22 protein-coding genes and 1 tRNA gene are annotated in these 22,401 nt (G+C 68.6%); 12 read left to right on the top strand and 11 right to left on the bottom strand.

The genetic code is table 11. The features are described from left to right. Positions 1–38: 38 nt before the first annotated feature. The 3 genes from DQW85_RS42140 to DQW85_RS42150 all read right to left on the bottom strand — a co-directional run bounded on the left by DQW85_RS42140 (position 39) and on the right by DQW85_RS42150 (position 7,245). Positions 39–5,591: a DNRLRE domain-containing protein gene (locus DQW85_RS42140; RefSeq protein WP_113705337.1), complete on the bottom strand. Its 5,553-nt coding sequence runs from the start codon at positions 5,589–5,591 to the stop codon at positions 39–41. Positions 5,592–6,024: 433 nt separating this feature from the next. After that, positions 6,025–6,501 carry an NUDIX hydrolase gene (locus DQW85_RS42145; protein ID WP_113705338.1) on the bottom strand — a complete coding sequence of 159 codons (477 nt, stop codon included), beginning with the start codon at positions 6,499–6,501 and terminating at the stop codon, positions 6,025–6,027. A 3-nt stretch (positions 6,502–6,504) separates the two neighbouring features. After that, positions 6,505–7,245, bottom strand: coding sequence for a helix-turn-helix domain-containing protein (locus DQW85_RS42150; protein ID WP_113705339.1), 741 nt, complete (start codon positions 7,243–7,245; stop codon positions 6,505–6,507). A gap of 153 nt (positions 7,246–7,398) precedes the next feature. Between DQW85_RS42150 and DQW85_RS42155 the strand changes: the two genes are divergently transcribed. Both DQW85_RS42155 and DQW85_RS42160 read left to right on the top strand, forming a co-directional pair. Then, positions 7,399–7,614 carry a hypothetical protein gene (locus DQW85_RS42155; protein ID WP_113705340.1) on the top strand — a complete coding sequence of 72 codons (216 nt, stop codon included), beginning with the start codon at positions 7,399–7,401 and terminating at the stop codon, positions 7,612–7,614. Next, positions 7,611–7,802, top strand: a complete 192-nt coding sequence (locus DQW85_RS42160; protein ID WP_113705341.1) for a hypothetical protein — start codon at positions 7,611–7,613, stop codon at positions 7,800–7,802. Before DQW85_RS42155 ends, DQW85_RS42160 begins: the two co-directional genes overlap by 4 nt. Here DQW85_RS42160 and DQW85_RS42165 read toward each other — a convergent pair. After that, the gene (locus tag DQW85_RS42165; RefSeq protein ID WP_113705342.1) at positions 7,762–8,142 is read right to left on the bottom strand and encodes a winged helix-turn-helix domain-containing protein; all 381 of its coding nucleotides are present in this window, start codon (positions 8,140–8,142) and stop codon (positions 7,762–7,764) included. The genes DQW85_RS42160 and DQW85_RS42165 overlap by 41 nt on opposite strands. Before the next feature lie 98 nt (positions 8,143–8,240). On the opposite strand from DQW85_RS42165, the gene DQW85_RS42170 reads away from it, so the two are divergent. The 10 genes from DQW85_RS42170 to DQW85_RS46285 all read left to right on the top strand — a co-directional run bounded on the left by DQW85_RS42170 (position 8,241) and on the right by DQW85_RS46285 (position 14,161). After that, positions 8,241–8,570 (top strand): SCO3933 family regulatory protein, encoded by a 330-nt coding sequence (locus tag DQW85_RS42170; protein ID WP_113705343.1) that lies wholly within the window; start codon positions 8,241–8,243, stop codon positions 8,568–8,570. After that, positions 8,563–9,882 (top strand): FtsK/SpoIIIE domain-containing protein, encoded by a 1,320-nt coding sequence (locus tag DQW85_RS42175; protein ID WP_113705344.1) that lies wholly within the window; start codon positions 8,563–8,565, stop codon positions 9,880–9,882. Before DQW85_RS42170 ends, DQW85_RS42175 begins: the two co-directional genes overlap by 8 nt. A 19-nt stretch (positions 9,883–9,901) precedes the next feature. Further along, positions 9,902–10,555, top strand: coding sequence for a DUF2637 domain-containing protein (locus tag DQW85_RS42180; protein WP_113705345.1), 654 nt, complete (start codon positions 9,902–9,904; stop codon positions 10,553–10,555). A 19-nt stretch (positions 10,556–10,574) separates the two neighbouring features. Continuing rightward, positions 10,575–10,916, top strand: coding sequence for a hypothetical protein (locus DQW85_RS42185; protein WP_113705346.1), 342 nt, complete (start codon positions 10,575–10,577; stop codon positions 10,914–10,916). Positions 10,917–10,935: 19 nt separating this feature from the next. Continuing rightward, positions 10,936–11,097, top strand: a complete 162-nt coding sequence (locus tag DQW85_RS42190; protein ID WP_113705347.1) for a DUF3970 family protein — start codon at positions 10,936–10,938, stop codon at positions 11,095–11,097. Positions 11,098–11,102: 5 nt separating this feature from the next. Further along, a complete protein-coding gene (locus DQW85_RS47850; RefSeq protein ID WP_275888310.1) occupies positions 11,103–11,228 on the top strand; it encodes a hypothetical protein in 126 nt (41 codons plus the stop codon). Between the two features lie 139 nt (positions 11,229–11,367). Then, positions 11,368–12,705 (top strand): replication initiator, encoded by a 1,338-nt coding sequence (locus tag DQW85_RS42195; RefSeq protein ID WP_113705348.1) that lies wholly within the window; start codon positions 11,368–11,370, stop codon positions 12,703–12,705. Continuing rightward, entirely contained in the window at positions 12,695–12,877 is a 183-nt protein-coding gene (locus DQW85_RS42200) for a helix-turn-helix domain-containing protein (RefSeq protein WP_113705349.1), read from the top strand. The genes DQW85_RS42195 and DQW85_RS42200 overlap by 11 nt, the downstream gene beginning before the upstream one ends. Continuing rightward, positions 12,877–13,749, top strand: coding sequence for an N-terminal phage integrase SAM-like domain-containing protein (locus DQW85_RS42205; RefSeq protein ID WP_205315820.1), 873 nt, complete (start codon positions 12,877–12,879; stop codon positions 13,747–13,749). The genes DQW85_RS42200 and DQW85_RS42205 overlap by 1 nt, the downstream gene beginning before the upstream one ends. After that, the gene (locus DQW85_RS46285; RefSeq protein ID WP_205315821.1) at positions 13,655–14,161 is read left to right on the top strand and encodes a tyrosine-type recombinase/integrase; all 507 of its coding nucleotides are present in this window, start codon (positions 13,655–13,657) and stop codon (positions 14,159–14,161) included. Before DQW85_RS42205 ends, DQW85_RS46285 begins: the two co-directional genes overlap by 95 nt. A 72-nt stretch (positions 14,162–14,233) precedes the next feature. On the opposite strand, the gene DQW85_RS42210 is transcribed toward DQW85_RS46285, so the two are convergent. The 7 genes from DQW85_RS42210 to DQW85_RS42240 all read right to left on the bottom strand — a co-directional run. After that, positions 14,234–14,310, bottom strand: a tRNA-Thr gene (locus DQW85_RS42210). 57 nt (positions 14,311–14,367) lie between these two features. Continuing rightward, positions 14,368–15,885: an alpha/beta hydrolase gene (locus DQW85_RS42215; protein ID WP_240197783.1), complete on the bottom strand. Its 1,518-nt coding sequence runs from the start codon at positions 15,883–15,885 to the stop codon at positions 14,368–14,370. A 152-nt stretch (positions 15,886–16,037) separates the two neighbouring features. Further along, positions 16,038–16,883 carry a PSP1 domain-containing protein gene (locus DQW85_RS42220; protein WP_113705354.1) on the bottom strand — a complete coding sequence of 282 codons (846 nt, stop codon included), beginning with the start codon at positions 16,881–16,883 and terminating at the stop codon, positions 16,038–16,040. A 316-nt stretch (positions 16,884–17,199) separates the two neighbouring features. Continuing rightward, positions 17,200–18,372: a DNA polymerase III subunit delta' gene (locus DQW85_RS42225; RefSeq protein WP_113705351.1), complete on the bottom strand. Its 1,173-nt coding sequence runs from the start codon at positions 18,370–18,372 to the stop codon at positions 17,200–17,202. A 9-nt stretch (positions 18,373–18,381) separates the two neighbouring features. Further along, positions 18,382–20,430: a dTMP kinase gene (tmk, locus tag DQW85_RS42230; protein ID WP_113705352.1), complete on the bottom strand. Its 2,049-nt coding sequence runs from the start codon at positions 20,428–20,430 to the stop codon at positions 18,382–18,384. A 398-nt stretch (positions 20,431–20,828) separates the two neighbouring features. Next, the gene (locus DQW85_RS42235; RefSeq protein ID WP_113705353.1) at positions 20,829–21,380 is read right to left on the bottom strand and encodes a helix-turn-helix transcriptional regulator; all 552 of its coding nucleotides are present in this window, start codon (positions 21,378–21,380) and stop codon (positions 20,829–20,831) included. 96 nt (positions 21,381–21,476) lie between these two features. Further along, positions 21,477–22,401 (bottom strand): metallophosphoesterase (locus DQW85_RS42240; RefSeq protein ID WP_162795815.1); only part of this gene is annotated, 925 nt, incomplete at its 5' end.

Raw genomic sequence — 22,401 nt, forward strand, 5'->3', positions numbered from 1 at the left:
GGTACGGGACGCAGCCGCCCCGCACCCCTCGAGTCACCCTAGGACAACTTGACCCAGAATCCATCCCTCTTCAGGATGCGATTGTTTCCGTACCAGGCCCCCAGGACGTGGCCGTGAGCCTGGTTATGGGTGGCCCTGATCAACCGGACCGAGTAGTTGAAGTCGGGATTCGCCCCAAGGGATCCCTCGTCGGTCGAGGCGAAGGGGAATTCGTCGCAGTTCTTGGCCAGCGGGTCGTACTTGACGTCACTGATCCACGTCTTCGCGATCTCCCTGTGGCATACCGCCTCCGACTTGGTTCGTTGCGCGGCGTTGAGATCGTAGAGCGGGTCGCTCACGATACGGTGAATCGGTCTCTGCGGAGATCCTCCGGGCATGTCCTTACGCCGTCCGGCCGAATGGGGATAGGAGGGCCCGCCGAGAGCCGGGTAGGTGGGCGAGCTGTTCGGGTCTGTCAGTGCCTTCCTGATGTGGTCGTACTGCTCCTCCCACGTCTGGCCCTTGTCGTTGACATCGTTCCGCCTCATCTCCATGTAGGGCTTGAGATAGGTGAAGACGCAGCCGTCGGAAGGGGTGTACACGTACGCCGCGGAATCACAGCGAACCTGGAACTCCTTGTCGCTGACCCCTGCCTTCGTCCAGAGGTTGACATACCTGGTCTTGCTGCCGATCGGCGTCACCTTGACCAGCAGAGAGAAGCGGCAGGTCGCCTTCAGGTCCTTACCTTCCGCGCCAACCGCGCTGGAGCTCATCCCCCAGTTTTCCACCGGGCTGGAATTCCAGGATGCTTGGGGCTTCTCCCGGAGGTTCGGGCCGAACGGCGAAGTCTGTTTCGGTTGACAGTGCGTGCTGTCCGGATAGCCCTTCGGCTTGAGCTTCAGCCCCACAGACGTGGTCGCGAGCGTTCCGCTGCCGACAACGTTGTCGAATTTGGCTTGGATCACGACCGCGCGGCTGCTCTGGTCGGCATCCACTAGGAGGGTGATGTCCCCCTTGACAGTGCCCTTGACCGTCAGGACATTGTTCACCCTCTCTGCATCCACCGCGACCACTTGTCCGGAATAGCATCCGGAGAATCGGCTGCGGAAGTTGGTGAACCGCGGTGCCGCCCTAGCCACGTCGGCGTCACATTGCTCATAGCTTGTGTACCGAAGTGGGTGGGACTTCCCTGTGGGCCACGGCAAGGGGTTCGCCGCCAGCGGGGTGGCCCCCTTCGTCTCTCTCGACTCGCGGGACGTGACAGATACGCGCGACGCGCTGGTTGTAGCGACCGGGCTCGCCGTCTCTCCCGGGTGTGCGTAGAGCTCGCTCACCTCGGCCGCAGACAGCGTTCGGGGGAAGACCCAAAGGTCGTCGATACCGCCCTTGAGGACCGTGCCTATGGTGAAAGGGCCGTCGGCATGCCAGGGACGGAAACTGATCGTCTGCGTTTTGATCAGGTTTCCGTTGAGATACAGGGACAGGGACCTGGAGTCTCCGTCATAGGAACCTGACAGATGGAACCACTCGCCCACGGGAGGAGCGGTCTCGGAAACGGCTCCCTCTTCGGAACTCGTCGCCGAGTCCGATTGCTTCATGGTGAACACCAACCCGTGAGCCGGGTCGACACCGAGATGGAAGGGAGCGGTGCTGGTGCCCTTCTGCTCGGCGATCGTATAGCGTCCGTCTCGGTCATCGAGACGGACCCAGCCGGCGATGGCGAAACTCTCGTCCGTACGGATGACGGGCGTGTCCACGGCGGCCAGTGGCTCATCGCCAACATTCGCCGGATCGACCGTCAGAAGCTGCCAGTCCGACCATGGCGAGGTCGCGGTGGCCGAAGCGGCACGGGCACGCCAGCGCACCAGCCATCCGTCCGCCAGCTTCCCGGCCGGGACGGTCACCGAGGCTTGCGTTCCGGCCGTCACATTGTCGGCGTTGCCGGCCCAGATCTGCCCACTGCCCTGTTGTGGTGCGGCTGGGTCGTGCTCGATCTCGAAGTCAGCACGAAGCGTCCCGCCTGCTGGATCGTTCGCCTGAGCCCGTAGCTGGGGGGTGAGACTGGACGTGGTGGTCTTGCCGTCAACCAGAGCCGAGGGAGTGACCTGCAGAGCGCTCACAGACGGCCCTGAGGGCAGATCGGGCACGTCGATGGTGGCCAGTTGCCAGGCCGACCAGGCCGACGCGGTCGCCGCGGCATTGTTGACGGCTCGGGCACGCCAGCGCACCTTCCATCCGTCGGTCAGCTTGCCCGCCGGGACGGTGACAACGGCCTGCCCTCCAGAGGGCACCGCTGCCGAGGCTCCTGCCCAGATCTGGCCGGTTCCCTGCCCCGTGGCGGCCGGGTCATGCTCGATCTCGAACTCGCCGGTGAGGTCACCGCTCACGGTGTCGGCGACAGTAGCGGCCAGTTGCGGGGTGAGCGAGCCTGCCACTGTCGTGCCGCCTACAACCTGCGATGGCGTGATCGCCAGCGCACTGGCGGAGGGTGAAGAAGCCGGGCCGCTGCTGGTAATGGTCAGTTTGGGCGGGATGGCAAAGTCGGTGTCTTCCGAGGCGGTGAACACTCGGTAGTTGTTGACGTTGTCCTCGCCGGGCGACTTCAGGACCAGGCCGTGGTTGGCCGCCCCGGCTGCCCAGTCCTGGGCGATGCCGGTTACGTTCCACTCCATGGCGTCCGGCCAGGTGGCGCAGTTCTGGTTTACACCCTTGGTGTTAGTAGATGCATCCTCGGTGGTGAACGCGGGCGTGTTGTCCCAGTGCACGTTGTCCGGATCCCAGGCACTGGTCAGGCGGGCGGTCTGGATACCCGCGCCGACCGTGGTACCGCAGTTCTGGGCGTCGATGGTGTTCATGGACAGCTTGGCGTCGGTCACTGTGCTGCCCGGCAGCGTGGCGGTGTCGAACTTCAGGTGCACGCGGTACTTGAAGCCACCGGCCTGGGTGCCGGCCATCATGAACGGGCTCGTGGGGTCGGCCGGCCAGTCCGCGTCGCTACTGGAGCTCACTTCGACGTCGGAGCTAAGCGGCAGCGCTACCGTCGGATCCACCCGTACGGGGTAGATGGTGTCGGTATTGGTCAGGAACGCGTGGTCTGGCTTGAGCACCAGCTCCGTGTGCCCCTGCTTGGCGACAACATCAGTGTTGACCTTGGCGCTCTTGGCCAATGGCCTACGACCCTTCGCCCTGCCGTCCCACATGACCGGCTGTGCGGCCGAGGCGACGAGTTGCTTGTCGTTGTCCGTCAGCAGCAGGCGCCCGCCCTTGCCCTCCGAGAGCGTCAGGCCGGTGCTCTCCACGCCGATGCGCAGCTCCAGTGGCCTGGCGGGCCGCTCACGCAGTACGACGTCATGCCGGAACCCGGTCGGCAACAAAGTCACGACAAGGTCGCCGCCCTTACCAGCAGCGTCGGTGAACGTGGCTACTCCCCCCTTAACCGTAGGCTTCGGGAGTGGCGTCGGCCAGGACAGCGCGTAAGTCCTCCCTTGAGGACGCGTCATTGTCACGAACGGGCCTGAGCCGCCGGTGGAAATCTCGACCGAGGTCCCGCCTGCGATCGCCTTCGGCTTCAGCACACCGTCCCGCTCCGCCAGGGTGGTGTCGATGGGAACCCACGCGCTGCCGCGCCTGATTCGCATCGGGCCCGCGGTCACCTCCGTGGTGAACGAACGGCCGTCCGGCATGGCGTACGTGATGCTGGTCTCCGAAGTCTCCTCGGGAACCTCCACCCGCTTGTCCTGCTTGACCGCCTTCAGGGCGGCGGCGCGCCTCGCCTCGGCGGTGGCCTGGCTCAGCGGTTGGTCGGCGGCGGGAGTGTTCGACAGTGCCGTACCGGTCTTGCCCGGGATCCACGTCGTACCGCTCTTCAGGGTCGCCTTGTTGCCTTCGACCGTGGAATCGGCCGCTGTGGTGCCGGTGGCCTCGTCGAACAGCCAATGGGCTACGGCCGACTTGGGCGCTGGGGACTGCATCGGGTCCTCCCCGATGTCTGGGTTGCTCCACCGCTCAGTCTCCTCTGGCGTCATGCCATCAGGGAGAGCGGCATCCTTCAGCATGGAGCCGACGGCCTCCGTGGACTGTTCAGCGTCGCTCTCGAGCTGCGTGGGCGTGACGGCGTCGGGATCGGCCGGCTCGTAGTCCACCGAGTCGTCCATGTGGCCCAAGACCTCATCGAGGGTGGGCGCGGAGCTGCTGCGCGGTCGGACGTACACCGCCTGCATCGGCACCGCCGCCGGCTCATATTCGATGAAGAGCACGGGGCCGCGGGGGGTGAAGGGGTAGGTGTCGTAGCCGCCGTATTCGTCAGAGCGGTAGTAGCGCCAGTTCTGTGCGACGGTTTCGCTCGCCGAGATGAGTCGCACGCCGTTGTCAGGTTGGCCGTCCATCCAGGCTTGGACCATCTGCTCGATGGAGAAGTAGAGTTCGCCTTCGCCTTCGGGGCAGCGAGTGGCACTGTAGGCGCCCTTGTTTCCGTATTGGCCGCTGGTGGTGATCGACGGTTGGTTGCTCCAGGTGAGCGTGGCGATGTTCCAGTCGGTGGTGATGCGGTGGGCGACGACGCCGGGGCTGTCGGTGTCGGTGCAGGTGTGGGAGTCCTGGTTGTGCAGGCGCAGGTCGGCGTTGTGGACGGTGCCGCCTTCGAGCGGGGTGCCGTGGATATTGAAGCGGATGTAGCTGCGATGGGTCTGGGAGCCGCTGTGAGATCGGCCGGCCAGTAGCCAGGGCAGCGTGCTGTTCTCCTGACCGCTGGGCTTGACGTTGCTGACGTGAGTGTCGCCGGCGATGCCGGTGCCCTCCCAGGTTTCGCTGGCGGTGGTCACGGTCACCGGGTAGGCAATGGCAGGGTCGGTGAGGAAGCTGGCTTTCGCGGTGAACACGACGCTGTCGCCGTCGGCCGTGCGCTCGATCTCGGCTGATGCTTGGCCGATGAGCCCTTGGTCGGGGTCTTTCAGCGCGGCGGCGTCCACCATGGTCGCTTGCCCCAAGGAGGTGACTTGCTTGCCCTTGGCGTCCAGCACGCCGGGGGCCTTGTCGGGGCCGTTGCCGAGCTTGAGCCCCTTGGGCAGGCGCATCGGCACGCGGAGCTTGACGTCCTTGGCGGGACGCTGCCGGATGACAACGTCATGTCGAAAGCCGCTCGGCGTTACGGTGACGACCAGGTCGGTGCCCGGCCCGTAAGCCGATGGGTAGGTAGCGGTGTTGCCTTTGACCACGGGCTTGGGCAGCGTGGTGGGCGCGGCGATGGCCGTCCGGCCCTTGTCGTCGGTGTAGCTGACGGCGGTGGAGTCACCGCCCGGGGACAACTCGAGGTCGCCCTCGCTCGCCTTGGGCCGCAGCACGCCGCCCTCCTCGACCAGCGTGGGGTCGACCGGCTGCCACGCGCCGTCCTTCTTGACCCGGACCGGAGTACTGGACAGCTCGGCGCGCAGGGTCTTGCCGTCGGGGTTGGCGTAGTAGGTGCCGGTCTCCGAGCGCAGCGCTTCGATCTCGACGCGCTTGTTGTCCTTCTTGGCCTTTGCCAAGGCGGCGCCGGTTGGTGTGTCGGTGCCTGTCGGCCGAGCGGTGGGGCTGGGGGATGGCGTGGGCCCCTGGGCGATCGCGGGCGCGGCCATCAGCGATACGGGTAGCACCAAAGCAGCGATCAGGGCGGCGTGGCGGCGCGTCCGTGCGGGTAAGCCGGACGCTGGTGGTCGTATTTTCACTCCGGCCTTTCGGGCGAGATGGGCAAAACGGAGTGATCATCACATAAGCCGCAAATAAAAGTAAAGATCGTTTTCAGTAACGGGACCGACGTCCTCCGTAAGGGCACCGGCGAGCAACACCTGCGCACCGGAAGATCCCCTCACCGCTCAAATCTGCGTCTTAGATGATCAGCCGCAGGTCAGTACCAGGGTGGCGGGCAGGGAGAGTCAGGGGTGGAGGAGGCTGCGGCGGTCTTCCCCAGGTACGCCGAGAGCTCCGGCAGAAGCTGACGGATTCCGCTCTGGTAAGAGCCAGGTACTCCATTGCGGAGCAAACGATTGGGTGGCGTGGAAGCCGCTCTGATCAGCCGATGTGCGGCAGGCCGCTGCCGGATAGGTAGTGCTCGATCCGCATCCGCATCGAGGCGGCCATGGGCAGGACCAGGACCTGGTCGCGGGGCACCCATCGCACCTCGCGGGACTCGCTGCTCGGGGTCGGGCTGCCGGAGGTGGGGCGGGCGGTGAGGACGATGGAGAACTCTTGGCGGGCCTCGCCGTTGGAGGTGTAGAGGATGATGTGTGCGGGGTCGGTGTAGGTGCCGGACAGGCCGGTGATCTCGCAGGTGATACCGGTCTCTTCGAGCGTCTCGCGGACGGCCGCCTGCGGCAGAGATTCGCCGAGGTCGATGGCTCCGCCGGGCAGCGCCCAGTTGTCGTTGTCGGTGCGGTGGATCATCAGCAGGTCGCCGGCCTGGTTGGTGACGATGACGTTCACGGACGGGACCAGGCTGTTGGGCTTGGGCGCGGTGGGGTCGTGGTGGAAGTCGATGCGCCTGCCCATGGTTCAGGACTCTACCGGGGTGGCCTTGGCCCACACCTTTTCGAAGCTGTCGGCGTAGGTGGCGACCATGTCGCCTCCGGCCACCCGGCGCAGGTGCAGGACGGGGGCGTTGCCGGCGCGGGTGCCGTACACGTGGGTGTTGATCAGGTATTCGTCGTCGGCACGGTAGATCGAGTTGTACAGGATCGTGTCGTGCAGCCGGATCTCGATGTTCTCTATGCCGCGGATGGGCAGGTAGAAGACCAGGGCGCTGCGGATTTGGGCGGCCATGCTGTCGCCGACGCCTTCGTCTGCGCCGCGCTGGGCGACCTCTGGGCTGTCGGGGTCGCCGAGCAGGATGCGCACCCGTACCCCGGCGCGGGCCTTGTCGGCGAACAGGCGGACCAGGCCGGCGTCGTCGGCGAGGAACAGGCCACTGTAGACCAGGACGTTGATCTCCTCCGACGCCCCCGCGAACAGGCGTCCCCAGATGTCCCGGGGGACAGTCCAACGATGAGGATAGATCGCGATGACCTCGCTGTGGGAGGCTGCGGCCACCTGGTCGCGGGACAGGGCGTCGGGCCACAGGTACGACTCGTCGACGCCCAGGTAGGAGGCCGTGGCGAAGCGGTGCTTTCGGTACGGCTCGCGCCCCTTGGTGATCCATCGCTCCACGGTCTTGGGGTCGACTTCGATCGCCTCGGCCAGGTCGGCGATGGTCACGCCTTTGTGCAGAAGCGCCGCGCGTAGCCGTTCGTTGGCCATCTCACCTGCCCAGTAGGGACGTCCGGGGACCGCAACATCGTAGGCCGGACGTCTTGAACATGTCCCGTCGTGTAGTGATCTCGTCCTGGCTCTCCGCCGCATTCTCGGTTGCACAACGCCACACCGGCCCCCAACCGAAGGAGGAGATGCCCCATGACGAACATGATCAGCTTCCTGGACGAGACGCCCGCGTGCGAGTGCGGCAACGCGCTGGCCGAGGGTCAGGTGCAGTGCTCCAAGTGCCTGGCGCGCGAGCGCTGGACGCGCAAGCAGCGGGCCAGGAACCGGCGCACCCGGCGGCGGGCCGAATCCCGGCGTCCCTCGCGCGGTCCCCGCACCGTCGCCGCGGCGGGGGTGAGCTGGACGTGAGCTGGCTCCCGCTGATCGCCGCCGGACTGCTCGGCGTCGCGCTGCTGGTCGGCTACTTCATGGTCCTGGTCGGCATCCGCCGCGAGGACAAGGCCATGACCCTGCGCCGTCAGGCGAACGGCGCGTCGGCGTCGCTGGCGCGCAAGGTCACCGGCTGCCACGTGAGGAACGGCGTGTCGTGGACGTAGTCAACTGCTCCTCGACCTTCGCCAGCCGTGCCGACAGATCCTGTACGGCGGTGCGCAACTCGGCGACCTCGCCCGCCAGATCACCGGCGGCGTCGCCGGCGGGTGGGGTGTCGGTCTCGTCGCGGACGAAGACGCCCTTGCCTTGCTGGCCGATGACCAGGCCCTCGTTGCGCAGGATGCCGACGGCCATCTTCACCACGCTCAGGGAGGCGTCGTACTGCTCGGCGAGTTGGGCGGTGGACGGCAGCGGGGTGCCGGGCGCCAGAGCGCCGCCTCGGATCTGGGTGCGGAGATCGTCGGCGATCTGCAGGTAGCCGGGTCGCCCGGTGTGCTTGACCATCGCGTCAATCTCACCACACCAAGCCAGCCACGCCAACATTGACATCTGAGCCAACCTAGTTAACTATGTCGGCTACGACGAACAGGAGGTCACACCGTATGCGCACCATCCCGATCCCGGTCGACACCGGCAAACTCACCATCACCTGCGTCAAAGCACCCCGCCCGCGGGTGCTCAACAAGGACACCGGCGAGATCAAGACCGACAAGAACGGCAACACCGTCTACGAGGTCACCGTCTCGGTCGAGGACGAGTTCGGCCGGATCGAACTCGTCAAGATCGGCATCACCGGAGAGCCGCCCATCACCGCCGGCGACCCGGTCAACGCCACCGGCCTGGTCGGCTACGTGTGGGAGCTGTCCGGCCGGTGGGGCATCTCATACCGCGCCTCGGCACTCCTGCCGATCAGGCAGGCCGCCGGTGTCTGACCTGCTGGCCTGGCTCGCGGCCCTCCCCCTTGCCGGGGTGGGGCTGTGGGCCTGGCGCCGCTGGCACCACCCGTCGTACTGGCTGCTCCTCGGCTACCCGATCGCCGCCATCTCCGTCCGTACATCGTGGCGGCGGGTCGCGCTGGGGTGCGGGCTGACCAAGAAGCGGCAACGCTGGTGGTTCACCACCGTCCCCGGCCTGATCGCCTCGACCGGCATCGTCAAAGTCAAACGCCGCTTCCAACGGGTCGCCGTCGACACCAAACCGTTCATGTGGCTACCGCTGCCCACACGGCACGGCTGGCGCGTCACCCTCCACACCCTGGAAGGCCAGACACCCGGCGACTACACCGACGCCGCCGAACGGCTCGCCCACTCCTGGGGCGTACACGCCATCCGCGTCTCCTCCCCCGGCCCGGGGCGGGTCGTCCTGGCCGCGACCATGCGCGACCCGCTGGTCACCGTCGACCAACTCCCCCCCTCGACCGACCTACTCAAGGTCACCGTGGGACGTCTGGAGACGGGCGGGCCGTGGGTGGTCGACTTCAAGACCGTCCCGCACTGGCTCAACGCCGGGGCGACACAGTCCGGCAAGTCCAACCTGGCCAACGCGCTCATCGTCGGCCTCGCCCCGCAACCCGTAGCGCTGGTCGGGATCGATCTCAAGGGCGGGGTGGAGTTCACCTCGTACGCGCCTCGCCTGTCAGCCCTGGCCACCTGCCGCGACGAAGCCGGACTACTGCTGGACGACCTGGTCGCGCTGATGCTCGACCGGATGGGCCTGTGCCGCCAAGCCTCCGCCCGCAACATCTGGCAACTCCCGCCCGCCCTGCGCCCGCTGCCCGTCGTGGTCCTGGTAGACGAGCTCGCCGAGCTGTACCTGATGGCCGACAAGAGCGAGAAGGACGAGATCGCCAAGACCTCGACCGCGCTGCTGCGGGTGGCCCAGCTCGGCCGGGCGTTCGGCATCTACCTGTTCTGCTGCGGCCAGCGCATCGGCTCCGACCTCGGCCCCGGCGTCACCGCCCTCCGAGCCCAGTGCTCGGGACGGGTCTGCCACCGGGTCAACGACCCCGAAACAGCGACCATGACACTCGGCGACCTCGACCCGGCCGCGCTCGCCTCGGCCCGCGCCATCCCCGCCGAAACCCCCGGCGTCGCCATCGTCGCCGGCCAAGACGGCCACTGGTACCGCGCCCGATCCTTCTACGTCAGCGAACAGAGGGCCGAACACGCCGCCCACACCCACGCCCACCTCACCCCCTCCTGGGAGGAGATCACCGCCCACTTGCCCGAACACGCCAACGCCTGAACCGAAAGGAGGGTGCACGATGCGACGCATCACCAGCTGGCTCCTCGACACCGGACCAGTCCTCGTCCTGGCACTCATCGCGGGCGCCGGATCGTTCACCCACATCCGCGACACCGCCACCGAACACGGCCAAACCGGCTGGATGTCCTGGGCCATCGCCGTCTGCATCGACCTCACCTGCGTCATGGCCGCCCGCGAACGCCAACGCGACAACAAGACCGGCCGACAGCGTCGCGGCCCCCTCTCCTGGCCCGTCCTCGTCCTGACCGGCGGCATCGCCCTGTCCCTGGCCGCCAACCTGCAACAAGCCGACCCCACCATGTGGGGCTGGATCACCGCGGCCACCCCGGCCGGCGCCTTCCTCATCGCCGTCTCCATGCTCGAACGCCGCGCCACCAGCGCCCCTCCCGAATCCTCTCCGACCCCTGCGCCGTCGACGGCGCTCGTCCCGGCCTCGTCTCACGACTCGACTCCTGTGCCGGCCCGTCAGGACGCCGAGAACGACACCCGCCGCGAGGGACCGGCCCCTGCGCTGGTCGACTACGCCCGCCGCATCGCCGACGAACACCACACCCGCCACGGCACGCCCATCACCCGCGACGCCCTACGCGCCCGCCTCGGTATCTCCACCCAGCTCGCCACCGACCTACTCCACACCCTGCAACTCGCCTGATCACGAAGGGAGACCGACCATGAACGACGACCGAACCGACCTCATCACCGGCCTGCGCAAGCTCGCCGACTTCCTGACCGCCCACCCCGAGATCCCCGTCCACCTGCCGCACGTCACCCTCAACCAGTTCCCGGCGCGAGGCTCCGACGCCGAGATGTGCGCCGAGGTCGACAAGATCGCCGCGCTGCTCGGCGCCGAGATCAGCAAGCCCACAAACTCGTACGGGCACTACTCGACCGGCCTCAGCTTCGGCCCCGTCCGCTACTCGTTCACCGCCATCCCCGCAGCCGCCCGCGCCCGCCACGACGCCGACGACAGCTACCACGGCTGCATCCAACCCGACCCCACACCCACCACCTGACGGAAGGGAGGAACTGATCATGCGTATCCGCCTCGACGGCACCCGCGCCGAACTCGTCGACGCCCTGTACCGGCTGCGCCTGAACTTCACCGTCTCCGGCGTCTCACGCGCCTACGCCGACCGGACCAAACCGCGCCACTGGCGCATCTACGTCACCACACACCCACGCGAGAAGACCTGACCGCCATGGACGAGCCGCTCACGGTGATCCACTACCGCTGCTGCACCTGCAACGGCACCGGCCTCACCACCGACAACACCCGCTGCCTCGACTGCGACGGCACCGGCATCGACAACCACGGCGCCCCATAGGCGCAGCGCCCCCGGCCTGGCCGCACATCCGCCAAGACACACGCCAGGTCGGGGGCCATCCCTCCACCCGAACGAGTGAAAGGAGGTCTCCATCTTGCCTGCAACCCACGCCCACGCGCACCCACACGCCAAAGCGGGCATGATCGCCCGGCTCAACAGCCCCGACTACGACCGCTGGGCCGCCCAGATCCACCGCACCGGCGGCTGCCGCCAACCCATCCACCTGCGCGGCAAGGTCGACCACTACGACCGCGCCACCGGCCAACTCCTGCACCGCTACACCACCCGCACCGAGCCGGAAGGCGTCCTGCGCGTGCCCTGCAAGACACGCCGCGCCTCCCGCTGCCCGTCCTGCGCCGAGGTCTACCGCGCCGACACCTACCACCTCATCCGCGCCGGCCTCATCGGCGGCAAGGGCGTTCCCAACACAGTCACGAGTCACCCGACGCTGTTCGTCACCCTCACCGCCCCGTCCTTCGGCACCGTGCACGCCCACCGAGAGCAGGGCGGCAAGGCCCTGCCCTGCCACCCCCGCCGCGATGCCGAAACCTGCCCGCACGGACGCGTCATGTCCTGCACCACCAAGCACAACGCGGATGACGCGCGGCTCGGCGAACCGCTCTGCCCAGACTGTTACGACCACACCGGCTCGGTCCTGTTCAACGCCCTGGCCCCGCTGCTGTGGAAGCGCTTCGCCGACTCCCTACGCCGCCACCTGGCTAAACGCGGCGTCCTAGCCCTCAAAGACCTCCGCCACCATCTCACCGTCTCCTTCGCCAAGGTCGCCGAATACCAGCGGCGCGGCGTCGTCCACTTCCACGCCGTCATCCGCCTCGACGGCCCCGGCGGTCCCACCGAATCGCCACCAACCTGGGCCACCGCCGACACACTGACACAGGCCGTACGGCACGCAGCCCGTGTTGTCAGCGCCCTGGTCCCCGCCATCGACGACCAACCCGCCCGCCTGTTCAAGTGGGGCACCCAACTCGACATCCGCCCCATCACCGTGGACGGCGACCTCACCGAACAAGCAGTCGCCGGCTACGTGGCCAAGTACGCCACCAAAGCGGCCGAGTGCGTCGGCACCCTGGACCGCCGGATCAACCCGCTCGACAACCTCGACGCCTTCAACCTCCGCGACCACGCCCGCCGACTCATCACCGAATGCCTCCGCCTCGGCGCCATCGACGACCTGGCCGACCTCCGCCTCACCCAATGGGCCCACATGCTCGGGTTCCGCGGCCACTTCTCCACCCGAAGCCGCCACTACGGCCCCACCCTCGGCGACCTCCGCGCCGCCCGCGAACACCACGCCCGCGACCATGACGTCACCACCGGCCGCCTGCCCCTCTTCGACGACGACACGGTTCTCGTGATCAGCGAATGGACCTACGCGGGCAAGGGCCACTCCGCCGGAGACCTACTCCTTGTCGCCGCCCTCACCCGCAACAGTCCCGGAGCCGCGCATGAGCGCTGAACTCCTCACCGTGCCCGAAGCGATGGCACTCCTCAAGGTCAGCCGGTGGACCCTCTACAACCTCCTCCGCTCCGGCGAACTCACCTCAGTCCTCGTCGGCGAACGCTGCCGCCGCATCCCCACCACAGCCCTCGACGCCTACGTCACCCGACTCTGCGAGGAGGCCGCCTGATGCCCCCCAAGACCACCACTCACGAAGAGCCCAAGCGCCCTCGCAAAACCCGCCGGACCCGCGCCAACAACGAGGGCTCGATCTTCCCGTACAAGAACGGCTGGGCCGGCTACGTCTGGGTCACCACCCCCGAGGGCAAGAAGACCCGCAAATGGGCCTACGGCAAGACCCGCGAGGAGACCCACGAGAAGTGGCTCAAGCTCCACGAGCAGGCCCGCAAGGGGCCTGTAGCGACGAAACACGAGACCATTGCGGCCTACCTCACGCGCTGGCTCGCCGAGGTCATCGAACCGAACCGTGAGCCGACCACCTATGCCGGATACGAGGCCCTCGTCCGTCTCTACATGATCCCCGGCCTGGGCAAGCACCGGCTCGACAAGCTGAGCGTCCGTGACGTCCAGACCTGGCTCACCAAGCTGCCGACACTCTGCACCTGCTGTGATCAGCAGAAGGACCACAGGCGCCCCGAGGGCAAGCGTCGTTGCTGCTCCAAGGGTGCATGCTGCAAGGACCACCCCTCACGAGGCACCATCGCCAGCATCCGGCGTGTCCTCCGCTCCGCCCTTGGCAACGCGATACGTGAAGAACTGATCATCAAAAACGTCGCCGCACTGACTGTTCTCCCGAACGCGAGCAAGAGCACCAAGCAGAAGCGCCAGCACGGCGTGTGGAACGTCGACGAGGCCCGGCGCTTCCTCGAACATCTCCGGGCCGTCAGCGAACCTCTACGCCGCGTACGTCCTGGTCCTGCTCCTCGGGCTTCGTCGTGGGGAGGCCCTGGGCCTGACGTGGGATCAGGTCGACCTGGACGGCGAGGAGCTGACGATTTCCCATCAGCTCACACGTGTGCACGGGAAGCTGCTGCACCGTGAGAGGACCAAGACCGAGGATTCAACCGCATCCCTCCCCCTGCTCGGCCTCTGCGTGTCCGCCCTACGCGACCGACAGAAGATCCAGCAGAAGGCGCGCGACGAGGCCGGCGACCGCTGGCAGGAGACCGGCCTCGTCTTCACCACCCGGTGGGGCACAGCGGTTGAGCCGCGCAACTTCAACCGCTCCTTCGCGATGCACTGCCGCAACGCCGACGTCCCGCGCATTCGAGTCCACGACACCCGCCACACCTGCGCGTCGCTCCTCGCGGCCCTGGACGTTCACCCGAGGGTCGCGATGCGCATCCTTCGGCACTCGCAGATCTCGGTGACCATGGACGTATACACGCAGGTCCCATCGCCGGAAACCCGCAAGGCACTCGACCGGTTGAACAGCAGCTTCGACAGCGACTGACCCCGTTGCTGTACTTTCCAGCTGTACAAGATCCAAAAGGCCCTCCCGGACGAACCGGGAGGGCCTTTGACCTGGAGCCGCCTTCGGGATTCGAACCCGAGACCCCTTCATTACGAGTGAAGTGCTCTGGCCGACTGAGCTAAGGCGGCGTGCCGGACGGCGTGATGAAGTCTACAGGAGCCCGAAGGGTCCTCGCTCCAGCCCAGTTAGCCGATCCCTGGGCAGATCGTGCCGTTCTGGGGCACTGCTCTGGTGAGGAGGTAACGGTCCACGGCATCGTCCACGCAGGCCGAGTCGTTCTTGTAGGCCGTGTGACCGTCGCCGTCGACGCCCAGCAGCACGCCGGACTCCAGTTGGCGCGCCAGCGCCTCGGCCCAGGGGTAGGGCGTGGCGGGGTCGCGCTTGGTGCCCACGACCAGGATCGGGGGTGCGCCCTTGGCGCGCAGTGGGTGGTTCTCGAACGTCGGTTTGGCCGGCCAGTAGGCGCACGGGAGGGAGCTCCACATGAAGTACGCGCCGAACCGGGGTGACTTCCTGGCCGCGTCGGCGGCGGCCGTGGCGTAGGAGGAGGGGTTCCTCGGGTACGGGCTGTCCATGCAGTTGATGGCCATGTTGGACTCGGTCTGGTTGGAGTAGTGGCCGTCGTCGCGCCTGTCGAGGAGCTGGTCGGCGTTCCGTACGAGTTGCGTGCCGTCGCCGGCGAAGGCGCGGCTGAGCGTTTCCGAGAGGGAGGCCCAGCCTGTGCGGCTGTAGAGCGGCGTGGCCAGGCCGAGCGTGACCAGGGCCTCGGTGGCCTGGCGGTCGCCGCCCGGAAGGGGGCGGGTGTCGGTACGGCCCAGTAGGGCGGTGATCTCCGCCAGGGCGGCACCGGTGTCCCGGCTGCGGAACGGGCACTTGGCGCCGCCCAGGCCGCCCACGCAGTGTTCGACGTAGGCGCGTAACGCGGTCTCGAAGCCCACGGCCTGGTCGGTGTTGAGCTGGAACCGGGAGATGGCCGGGTCCAGGGCGCCGTCGAGCACCAGGGCTCGGACTCTGCCGGGGTACATGTCGGCGTATATGGCGCCGAGGAACGTGCCGTAGGACTTGCCGAGGTATGTCAGCTTCTGGTCGCCCAGGGCTTCCCGAAGGGCGTCCATGTCGCGGGCCGCGTCCACCGTGCCCACGTGCGGGAGCAGGCGCCCCGACCTGGCCTGGCAGCCCGCCGCGAACTCGCGCGACGCCCGCTCCAGCTCCGCCCGCTCCCGCGCGTCGTCGGGCGTCGTGTCCAGGGCGATGAACGCGTCGAGGCCCTCATCGTTCACGCACTCGACCGGCGCGGAACGCCCCACGCCCCGCGGATCGAACCCCACGATGTCGAACCGCGCCCGCACCTCGTCGCTCACGATCAGATCAGCGGCCCTGGCGTAGTCGACGCCGGAACTTCCCGGACCGCCCGGATTGACCACCAGCGAACCGATTCGATCGCCGCTCGCGGGCAACCGCGTCACGCTGATGGCGATCCGCTCCCCGTCCGGCTGACCGTGGTCGAGCGGCACCGCCAGCTCCGCGCACTCGAACCCGTCACCGCAGTCGCTCCAGGAAAGACGGCCCTTGGCCGGCTGCTCTCCTGCGGGGTGCCCCCCGGTGGGATGCTCGCGGGAGCACGCGGTGACGAGCAGCGCCGCCGTGGCGAGGATTGCCAGAACACGAGAACCCACACTGGTCGCCACGACACGAGAATCCACGCTCTGCGATCTTACGCGCACCGCGCTCGCGTCTTCCCGGTCAATACGCTCGCTCCGTCCTCGACGCCCCGCGGGCTGATGCCCGGTTCCTGGGTTATGGACGACCTTTTTGGTTACGCCTGTCCGTTTCCGCGCCCCCGATCACGCCTTCGTTACGCCTCGGCGCGTGGCGGGGCGTCCTCCGCCCCGTACATCTTCTCGTGCTGCTGCCGCGGCGAGCAGACAGAGGCGGACGGGCAGGCGCAGCGCCGCCCGCCTTCGTCGAGCCGGACCGTCACGGTGTCGGCCGGGACGTTGTGCCCCACGACGCTCCCGTCGCCCTGAGGCGTGCTCACCCGGCTCCCCACGCGCGGCATCCGGTAGCGCGTCTCGACGTAGAGCGGGTGCTCGTACTTCAGGCAGCACATGAGCCGCCCGCACGCACCGGCGATGCGCAGGGGGTTGACCGGAAGGTCCTGGTCCTTGGCCATGCGCACCGAGACGGGTTCGAAGTCCTTGAGGAACGTGGCGCAGCACAGGTCTCGGCCGCACGGGCCGATGCCGCCCTGGAGCCGCGCCTCGTCGCGCGGGCCGATCTGCCGCAGCTCCACCCTGGCCCGCAGGTTGCGCGCCAGGTCGCGTACGAGGGCCCGGAAGTCGACCCGGTGCGGAGCCGAGAAGTAGACCGTGTAGACGTTGTCCTTGTCGAGGAAGTCGACTCCCACGACCTTCATGGGCAGGGTGTGCCGTTTGATCAGGCGCTTCGACACGCTCCTGGCCTCGGCCCGGCGGCGCTTGTTGCTCTCGTCGCGGGCCAGGTGCTCGTCGCCGGCCAGGCCGGCGCACACCGGCAGGCCGTCGATGTCCTCGCTCGTGTACTGCGGCGCCCACACGCACTCGGCCACCTCGGGCCCCGCGTCGGTGGGCACCAGCACCTTGTCGCCCACCTTGGGGCTGTGCTGGCCCGGGTCGAGGTAGTAGAGCCTCCCGTAGCGTGTGAAGCTCACGGCCATGATCATGCCCATGGGCCAGACCTCGCCTCCTGACCGGACTCGGGGGTTCGTACGGCCTTCCGCTGCCACATTACGTGCGCGGGAGCGGCGATGGTGAGAACCGCCGCCCTTCCGTCCATGGGTTCTCAAGGTTGTGAGGGTCTGGGCGGGTTCTCAAGGTTCTGAGGGTCCGGGCGGGTTCTCAAGGTTCTGAGGGTCTGGGCGGGTTCTCAAGGTTCTGAGGGTCCGGGCGTTCTCCGGGCCCCGGGACTCCCCGAGACTCCCGGCGGCTCCCGGCAGCTCCCGACAGCTCCCGACAGCTCCCGACAGCTCCCGGGGGAGCCTAGGCGCGGAGGGCGAGCATCAGGGCCTCTACGGCGATCTGGGGGTTGACATTGGCGTCGAGGCGTTCGCGGCACCGAATGATGGCGTCGATCCGCCGCAGCGTCTCTTCCGGCGTCGACCTCCTGGCCGTCTGGTCGAGGTCGAAGCGGAGGTCGTCGTTGGCGAGCTCCACCGACGCCTCGAGCTGCATCGCGAGCACGTCGCGGTAGTACGACACCAGCTCCAGCAACGCCGCGTCCAGCGAGTCGCGCTTGATCCGGGTCGCCCGGGACTTCTGCCGGTCCTCGAGCTCCTTGAGCGCGCCCGCCCCGCCTCGGACCAGGCCACGGTTGAGGCCCTTGCCCGTGGACCCTTCGCCGTAGAGCCTGCGCAGCTCGGCCGTCTCCGTCTCGTTGAGTGCGGTGGTCGCCGCCGCGGCCTCCTCCTCCGCCGTCTTGACCAGGCGTTCGGCGGCGGAGACGCACTCCCCCACGCCCGTCAGCGAACGCGGGATGCCCAGGACCGCCTCCCGGCGCCGGCGGACGTCCTCGTCGAGGGCCAGGGCGCGGGCGCGGCTGATGTGACCCTGGGCTGCGCGGGCGGCGAAGTGGGCCGTCTCCCATGGCACGCTGTCGCGCGTGGCGAGCACGTGGGCGACCGCCTCGGTGGCCGGCGTGGTCAGGGTGATCAGGCGGCAGCGCGACCGGATGGTGATCATGAGGTCGTCGGGGGCCGGGGCGCAGAGCAGCCAGACCGTGCGTGGCGGCGGCTCCTCGATGGCCTTGAGCAGGGCGTTCGCGGCGGACTCGGTCGCCCGGTCGGCGTCCTCGAACAGGATCACGCGCCACCGGCCCTGCGTGGGCGCGCCGGCGGCCCTGAGGATGAGCTCGCGGGTCTGCCTGACGCTGTAGGACAGGCCGGCCGGGCGTACGGTCTCGAGGTCGGGATGGGACCCGATCAGCACCTGGTGGCACTGGTCGCAGTGGCCGCAGCCGCGGTCGGGGCAGAGCAGCGCGGCCGCGAAGGCCCGCGCCGCGTCCTCCCTGCCGGAGCCGGGCGGGCCGGTGAACAGCCAGGCGTGCGTCATGCCCGCGCCTCGCCCGCCACCGATGACCTCGCCCGCGGCCGACGCGGCACGCGAGAGGACGGCCACGGCCTGGTCCTGCCCGACGAGGTCGGCGAAAACTGTCACGGACAAAGGCTAGTCGCGGATGGCGGGCATCGTGCCCGTGACGTCTTCGGTGGCCTGAGGCACCGGGTCGGGCAGGATCTCCCGCATCCGGTCCTGGATGGCGCGGGTGATCTGGTCGGGCGGCAGTGTGCCGTCCACCACCAGGTAGCGGCCGGGGTCCGCGGCGGCCAGCGCGCGGAACTCCTTGCGCACCCGCTCGTGGAACTCCAGCGGCTCGGACTCGATCCGGTCGGCCGCCCCGCCCAGCCTCTTGAGGCCCACCGAGGGCGGCGTGTCGATCAGCACGGTGAGGTGCGGCACCAGCCCGCCGGTGGCCCAGGCGTTGACCTTGGAGACGTCGTCAGGGTCGAGCGACCGTCCCGCGCCCTGGTAGGCCAGCGAGGAGTCGACGTAGCGGTCGGTGACCACGACCGCGCCACGGTAGAGGGCCGGGCGGATGACCTTCTCGACGTGCTCCGCCCGGTCCGCCGCGTACATGAGAGCCTCGGCGCGGGGAGTCAGGCCGCGTTCGGCGGCGTCGAGCAGGATGGCCCGCAGCCTCATGCCGACCTTGGTGGAACCCGGCTCGCGGGTCTGTACGACGTCGAAGCCCTGATCGCGCAGCCAGATGGCGATCATGCGCGACTGGGTCGTCTTGCCCGACCCCTCGCCCCCCTCGAAGGCGACGAACAGCCCAGGCACCTCCTCGGCCTCCTCCGGCCGGAAGCGCTCGCCGCGCACCGCCGCGATCAGGTCCTCGGAGAGCGAGACGCCCTTGCGATCGTCCATGTGGCGCAGCGCCAGGATGCCCACGACCACAGCGAGCGCGCCGCCGATCAGCAGCACCAGATTGGAGCCGTCGAACTGGTAGGACCAGTCGCCGAGCTCCAGCCTGTGCGCACCGAAGAGGGCGGCGAGCGGGTTGGCCACAGCCACCACGAGCAGCAGCGTCACCCGCGCGGTCGACTGAAGGAACGAGAACGTGCGGCCCCGCATCGAGTCTTCGACCTCGAGGCCGATCAGCGTGTAGCCGATGATCCACGCGATGCCGGCGCACGCCCCGAGCACCACGGTCAGCATGACCACGATGGCCAGGTTGTGCACCAGCGCGATCGCGACCAGCACCAGCCCCGCCACGGTGATGGCCAGGCCGAACAGCCGCCGCCTCGACAGCTCGCGCAGCAGCCGGAGCCCGAAGAACATGCCCAGCGCCATGCCGACGAAGACCGCGCCGAACACGACACCGTAGGCCGCGTCGCCGCCGCCCAGCGCGACCACGTAGATCTTCGCCACGCCCACGACGGCGCCACCTGCCGCGAACGCGCCCAGCATGCCGATGATCAGCCCACGCACCAGGCGGTTGGCGCCGACGTAGCGCCACCCCTCGATGATCTGCTTGAACACCGACGGGGTGGAGATCCCACCGTTGCGCTGGGGGATGTCGCGAAGGGTGAAGATGAGGAACGCCGACACCAGGTAGGCGAAGGCGTTGACGAAGAGCGCCAGGCTCGTCGCGTCCATGCCCGACAGGAACGGCACCACGTTCTTCATTACGTCGCCCGCCACCGACAGCGCCGCGAACAGCATGGCGGCGATCGGCGCGCTGCCGTACGTGACCAGGAGGTTGAGCCGGTTGGCCGACTCGAGCTGCTCCTTGGACACCAGGTTGGGCACCGTGGCGTCCTTGGCCGGGACCCAGAACAGGTTGACACACTCGACCAGGAGGGTCGCGATGATGATCCACTCGTAGCTGCCGACCAGCGGGATGGACAGCACCACGGCGAAGCGCGCCAGGTCGGCGAAGAACATCGTCAGCCGCCGGTCGAACCGGTCGGCGAAGGCGCCGGCGAGCGGGCCGAGCAGCACGGCGGGCAGCATCTTGGCGATGAACACACCGCCGATGGCCAGCGACTGGACGCGGAAGTCGGAGCCCTTGGTGAGGTTTCCCGCGAGGGCGGTCAGGGCCAGGATGTTGAGCCAGTCACCCAGGCTGCACACCGACATGGCCGTCCACAGCCGGCGGAACGGAGCGTTGGCCAGCACGTGGGCGGTGGTGCGGCGTCGGCCAGGGGCGGTCATGATGTCAGCGTATCCAGGTGCTCGCCGGGACTGGGAAGACGGCGGGCAGGCCGGAATTGCCCGGCTGCCCGCCGCTGAGGGTATTACGCCGGCGGGCCGGTGTGCAGGTTTCAGACCTGGAATGGGCCCCCAAAATGACCATCGTCCGAACCTCCTGTCCCGATAGGTTCCCGCCACAACTTCCGCGCGGCCCTTCCGCGCCATCCGCAACCTGCGGCGGCCCCCCTGTCACCGTGTGACTTACGGCGGCCCCGCTGCCTTCCGTGCGACTTGCAGCGGCCCCGCTGCCTTCCGTGCGACTGGCGGCGGCCCCGCTGTCACCCATGTAGCTCGCGGCGACCCCGCTGCGTCCCGCGGCGGTGCGCCGGCCGCCTCGGCCCTGCCAGAGCTGGCCGCGGTCAGCCACGGGCCCCCTCCACCAGCGGCAGCCAGGCCGAGCGGATGGCGGCGGGCAGCACCAGGTCGTCCCAGAGCTCCACGAGCAGCACCCCGTCGACATGCGCGAGCAGCTCCTCGGGATCGCCTTCCCCGAGCAGCACCGCATAGGCCTCGCGACGCTCACGGCGATCGGCCAGATCGTACGGCCTGCCGCGCAACGTAACGGTGGCGAGCGCCTGGGCCACGGCCAGGCGGGGCAGGCGGCTGGGCACGTAGAAGGGCCGGCCGTCGACACCGACGCCCCCGGCGAAGTCGATCTTGGGCTCCAGTGCCAGCCGGAACCCGGCGGCGTCGAGGATCCGGCCCGCGGTCTCCAGCGTGGGCGACTTCCTGCCGTGCTCGTAGGCCGACAGCGTCGTCCTGGACGTGCCACTGAGGCCGGCCAGCGCCGACTGCTTCATGCTGGCCGCATGACGGGCCTGCCTGAACAGCAACCCGCCGCACTCCGCCCAGAACGTGACATCGGGCACGACCTGCCGCCCCGTCACGTCCTCAGCCGGCGAAGAGATCATCGCACCTCCCGTATCCCTTTGGATACTACACCATCCGAGCGGCGAGCGTCACCGAAGGGTCGCGCACCGTCACGGCACCTTGACGCCGGGACGCGGCTACGGCTGGAGCTCGACCAGCGTGATCTCAGGTGGAGCGCCCACACGGACCGGCGGCCCCCAGAACCCGGCGCCCCGCGTCACGTACACCTGCATCCCGTCCACCCTGCCCAGCCCCGACACGACCGGCTGCTGCAGTGGCACCACGCGGTCGAACGGCACCATCTGACCGCCGTGCGTGTGCCCCGACAGCTGCAGGCCGACCCCGCGACGGGCGGCCTCGGTCGCCTGGATCGGCTGGTGCGCCAGCAGGACGGCCGCCCGGCCGGTGTCACGGCCGCCCAGCGCCTTGTCGAAGTCGGGACCGTCGTTCACGGTGGCCCCGTTGACGTCGTTGACCCCGGCCAGGTCGAGCACGCCGCCCTGGTGCCGGATCTCGACGCGTTCGTTGCGCAGCGACCGGACGCCTAGCTCCGCCAACTCCTCGATCCACTCCTGCGGGCCGTTGGCGGTGTAGTACTCGTGGTTTCCGGTCACGAAGTAAGAGCCGTAACGGGCTTCCAGTTCGCCGAGGGGTCTGGCCTGTTCCCCGAGTTCGGCCACGGTGCCGTCGACCAGGTCGCCGACGATCGTCACCACGTCGGGACGCAGCGAGTTCACCATCCGGACGATGCGTTCGACGTGGGCCGTGCCCGTGAGCGGCCCCAGGTGGATGTCGCTGACCACGGCGACCCGCAGGCCGCTCAGCCGGGCGTCGAGCCTGGGGACCGTGATCTTGACGGGCTCGATGACGGGGTCGCCCAGCGCGGTGCGCACGCCGTACCCGACCGTGCCGAGCGCGCTGACGCCCGCGATGGCCGCGGTGGCCCGCCCGAGGAAGAGCCGCCTGCTCATCGCGTCCGCGCCCGGCGAACCCCCGGCTCCGGCGGGCACCCCAGACGCGGCGGCCTCACCCGGTGGGCGCCCCGCTCCGAAACCGGACGCG

This window comes from Nonomuraea lactucae (assembly GCF_003313395.1).
Taxonomy (GTDB): Bacteria; Actinomycetota; Actinomycetes; order Streptosporangiales; family Streptosporangiaceae; genus Nonomuraea; species Nonomuraea lactucae.

Coding starts and splice junctions, on each gene's coding strand:
- DQW85_RS42140 (WP_113705337.1), bottom strand. CDS start 5,591: ATGGCCGCGCCCGCGATCGCCCAGGGGCCCACGCCATCCCCCAGCCCC.
- DQW85_RS42145 (WP_113705338.1), bottom strand. CDS start 6,501: ATGGGCAGGCGCATCGACTTCCACCACGACCCCACCGCGCCCAAGCCC.
- DQW85_RS42150 (WP_113705339.1), bottom strand. CDS start 7,245: ATGGCCAACGAACGGCTACGCGCGGCGCTTCTGCACAAAGGCGTGACC.
- DQW85_RS42155 (WP_113705340.1), top strand. CDS start 7,399: ATGACGAACATGATCAGCTTCCTGGACGAGACGCCCGCGTGCGAGTGC.
- DQW85_RS42165 (WP_113705342.1), bottom strand. CDS start 8,142: ATGGTCAAGCACACCGGGCGACCCGGCTACCTGCAGATCGCCGACGAT.
- DQW85_RS42170 (WP_113705343.1), top strand. CDS start 8,241: ATGCGCACCATCCCGATCCCGGTCGACACCGGCAAACTCACCATCACC.
- DQW85_RS42180 (WP_113705345.1), top strand. CDS start 9,902: ATGCGACGCATCACCAGCTGGCTCCTCGACACCGGACCAGTCCTCGTC.
- DQW85_RS42185 (WP_113705346.1), top strand. CDS start 10,575: ATGAACGACGACCGAACCGACCTCATCACCGGCCTGCGCAAGCTCGCC.
- DQW85_RS42190 (WP_113705347.1), top strand. CDS start 10,936: ATGCGTATCCGCCTCGACGGCACCCGCGCCGAACTCGTCGACGCCCTG.
- DQW85_RS47850 (WP_275888310.1), top strand. CDS start 11,103: ATGGACGAGCCGCTCACGGTGATCCACTACCGCTGCTGCACCTGCAAC.
- DQW85_RS42195 (WP_113705348.1), top strand. CDS start 11,368: ATGATCGCCCGGCTCAACAGCCCCGACTACGACCGCTGGGCCGCCCAG.
- DQW85_RS42200 (WP_113705349.1), top strand. CDS start 12,695: ATGAGCGCTGAACTCCTCACCGTGCCCGAAGCGATGGCACTCCTCAAG.
- DQW85_RS42205 (WP_205315820.1), top strand. CDS start 12,877: ATGCCCCCCAAGACCACCACTCACGAAGAGCCCAAGCGCCCTCGCAAA.
- DQW85_RS42220 (WP_113705354.1), bottom strand. CDS start 16,883: ATGATCATGGCCGTGAGCTTCACACGCTACGGGAGGCTCTACTACCTC.
- tmk (WP_113705352.1), bottom strand. CDS start 20,430: ATGACCGCCCCTGGCCGACGCCGCACCACCGCCCACGTGCTGGCCAAC.
- DQW85_RS42235 (WP_113705353.1), bottom strand. CDS start 21,380: ATGATCTCTTCGCCGGCTGAGGACGTGACGGGGCGGCAGGTCGTGCCC.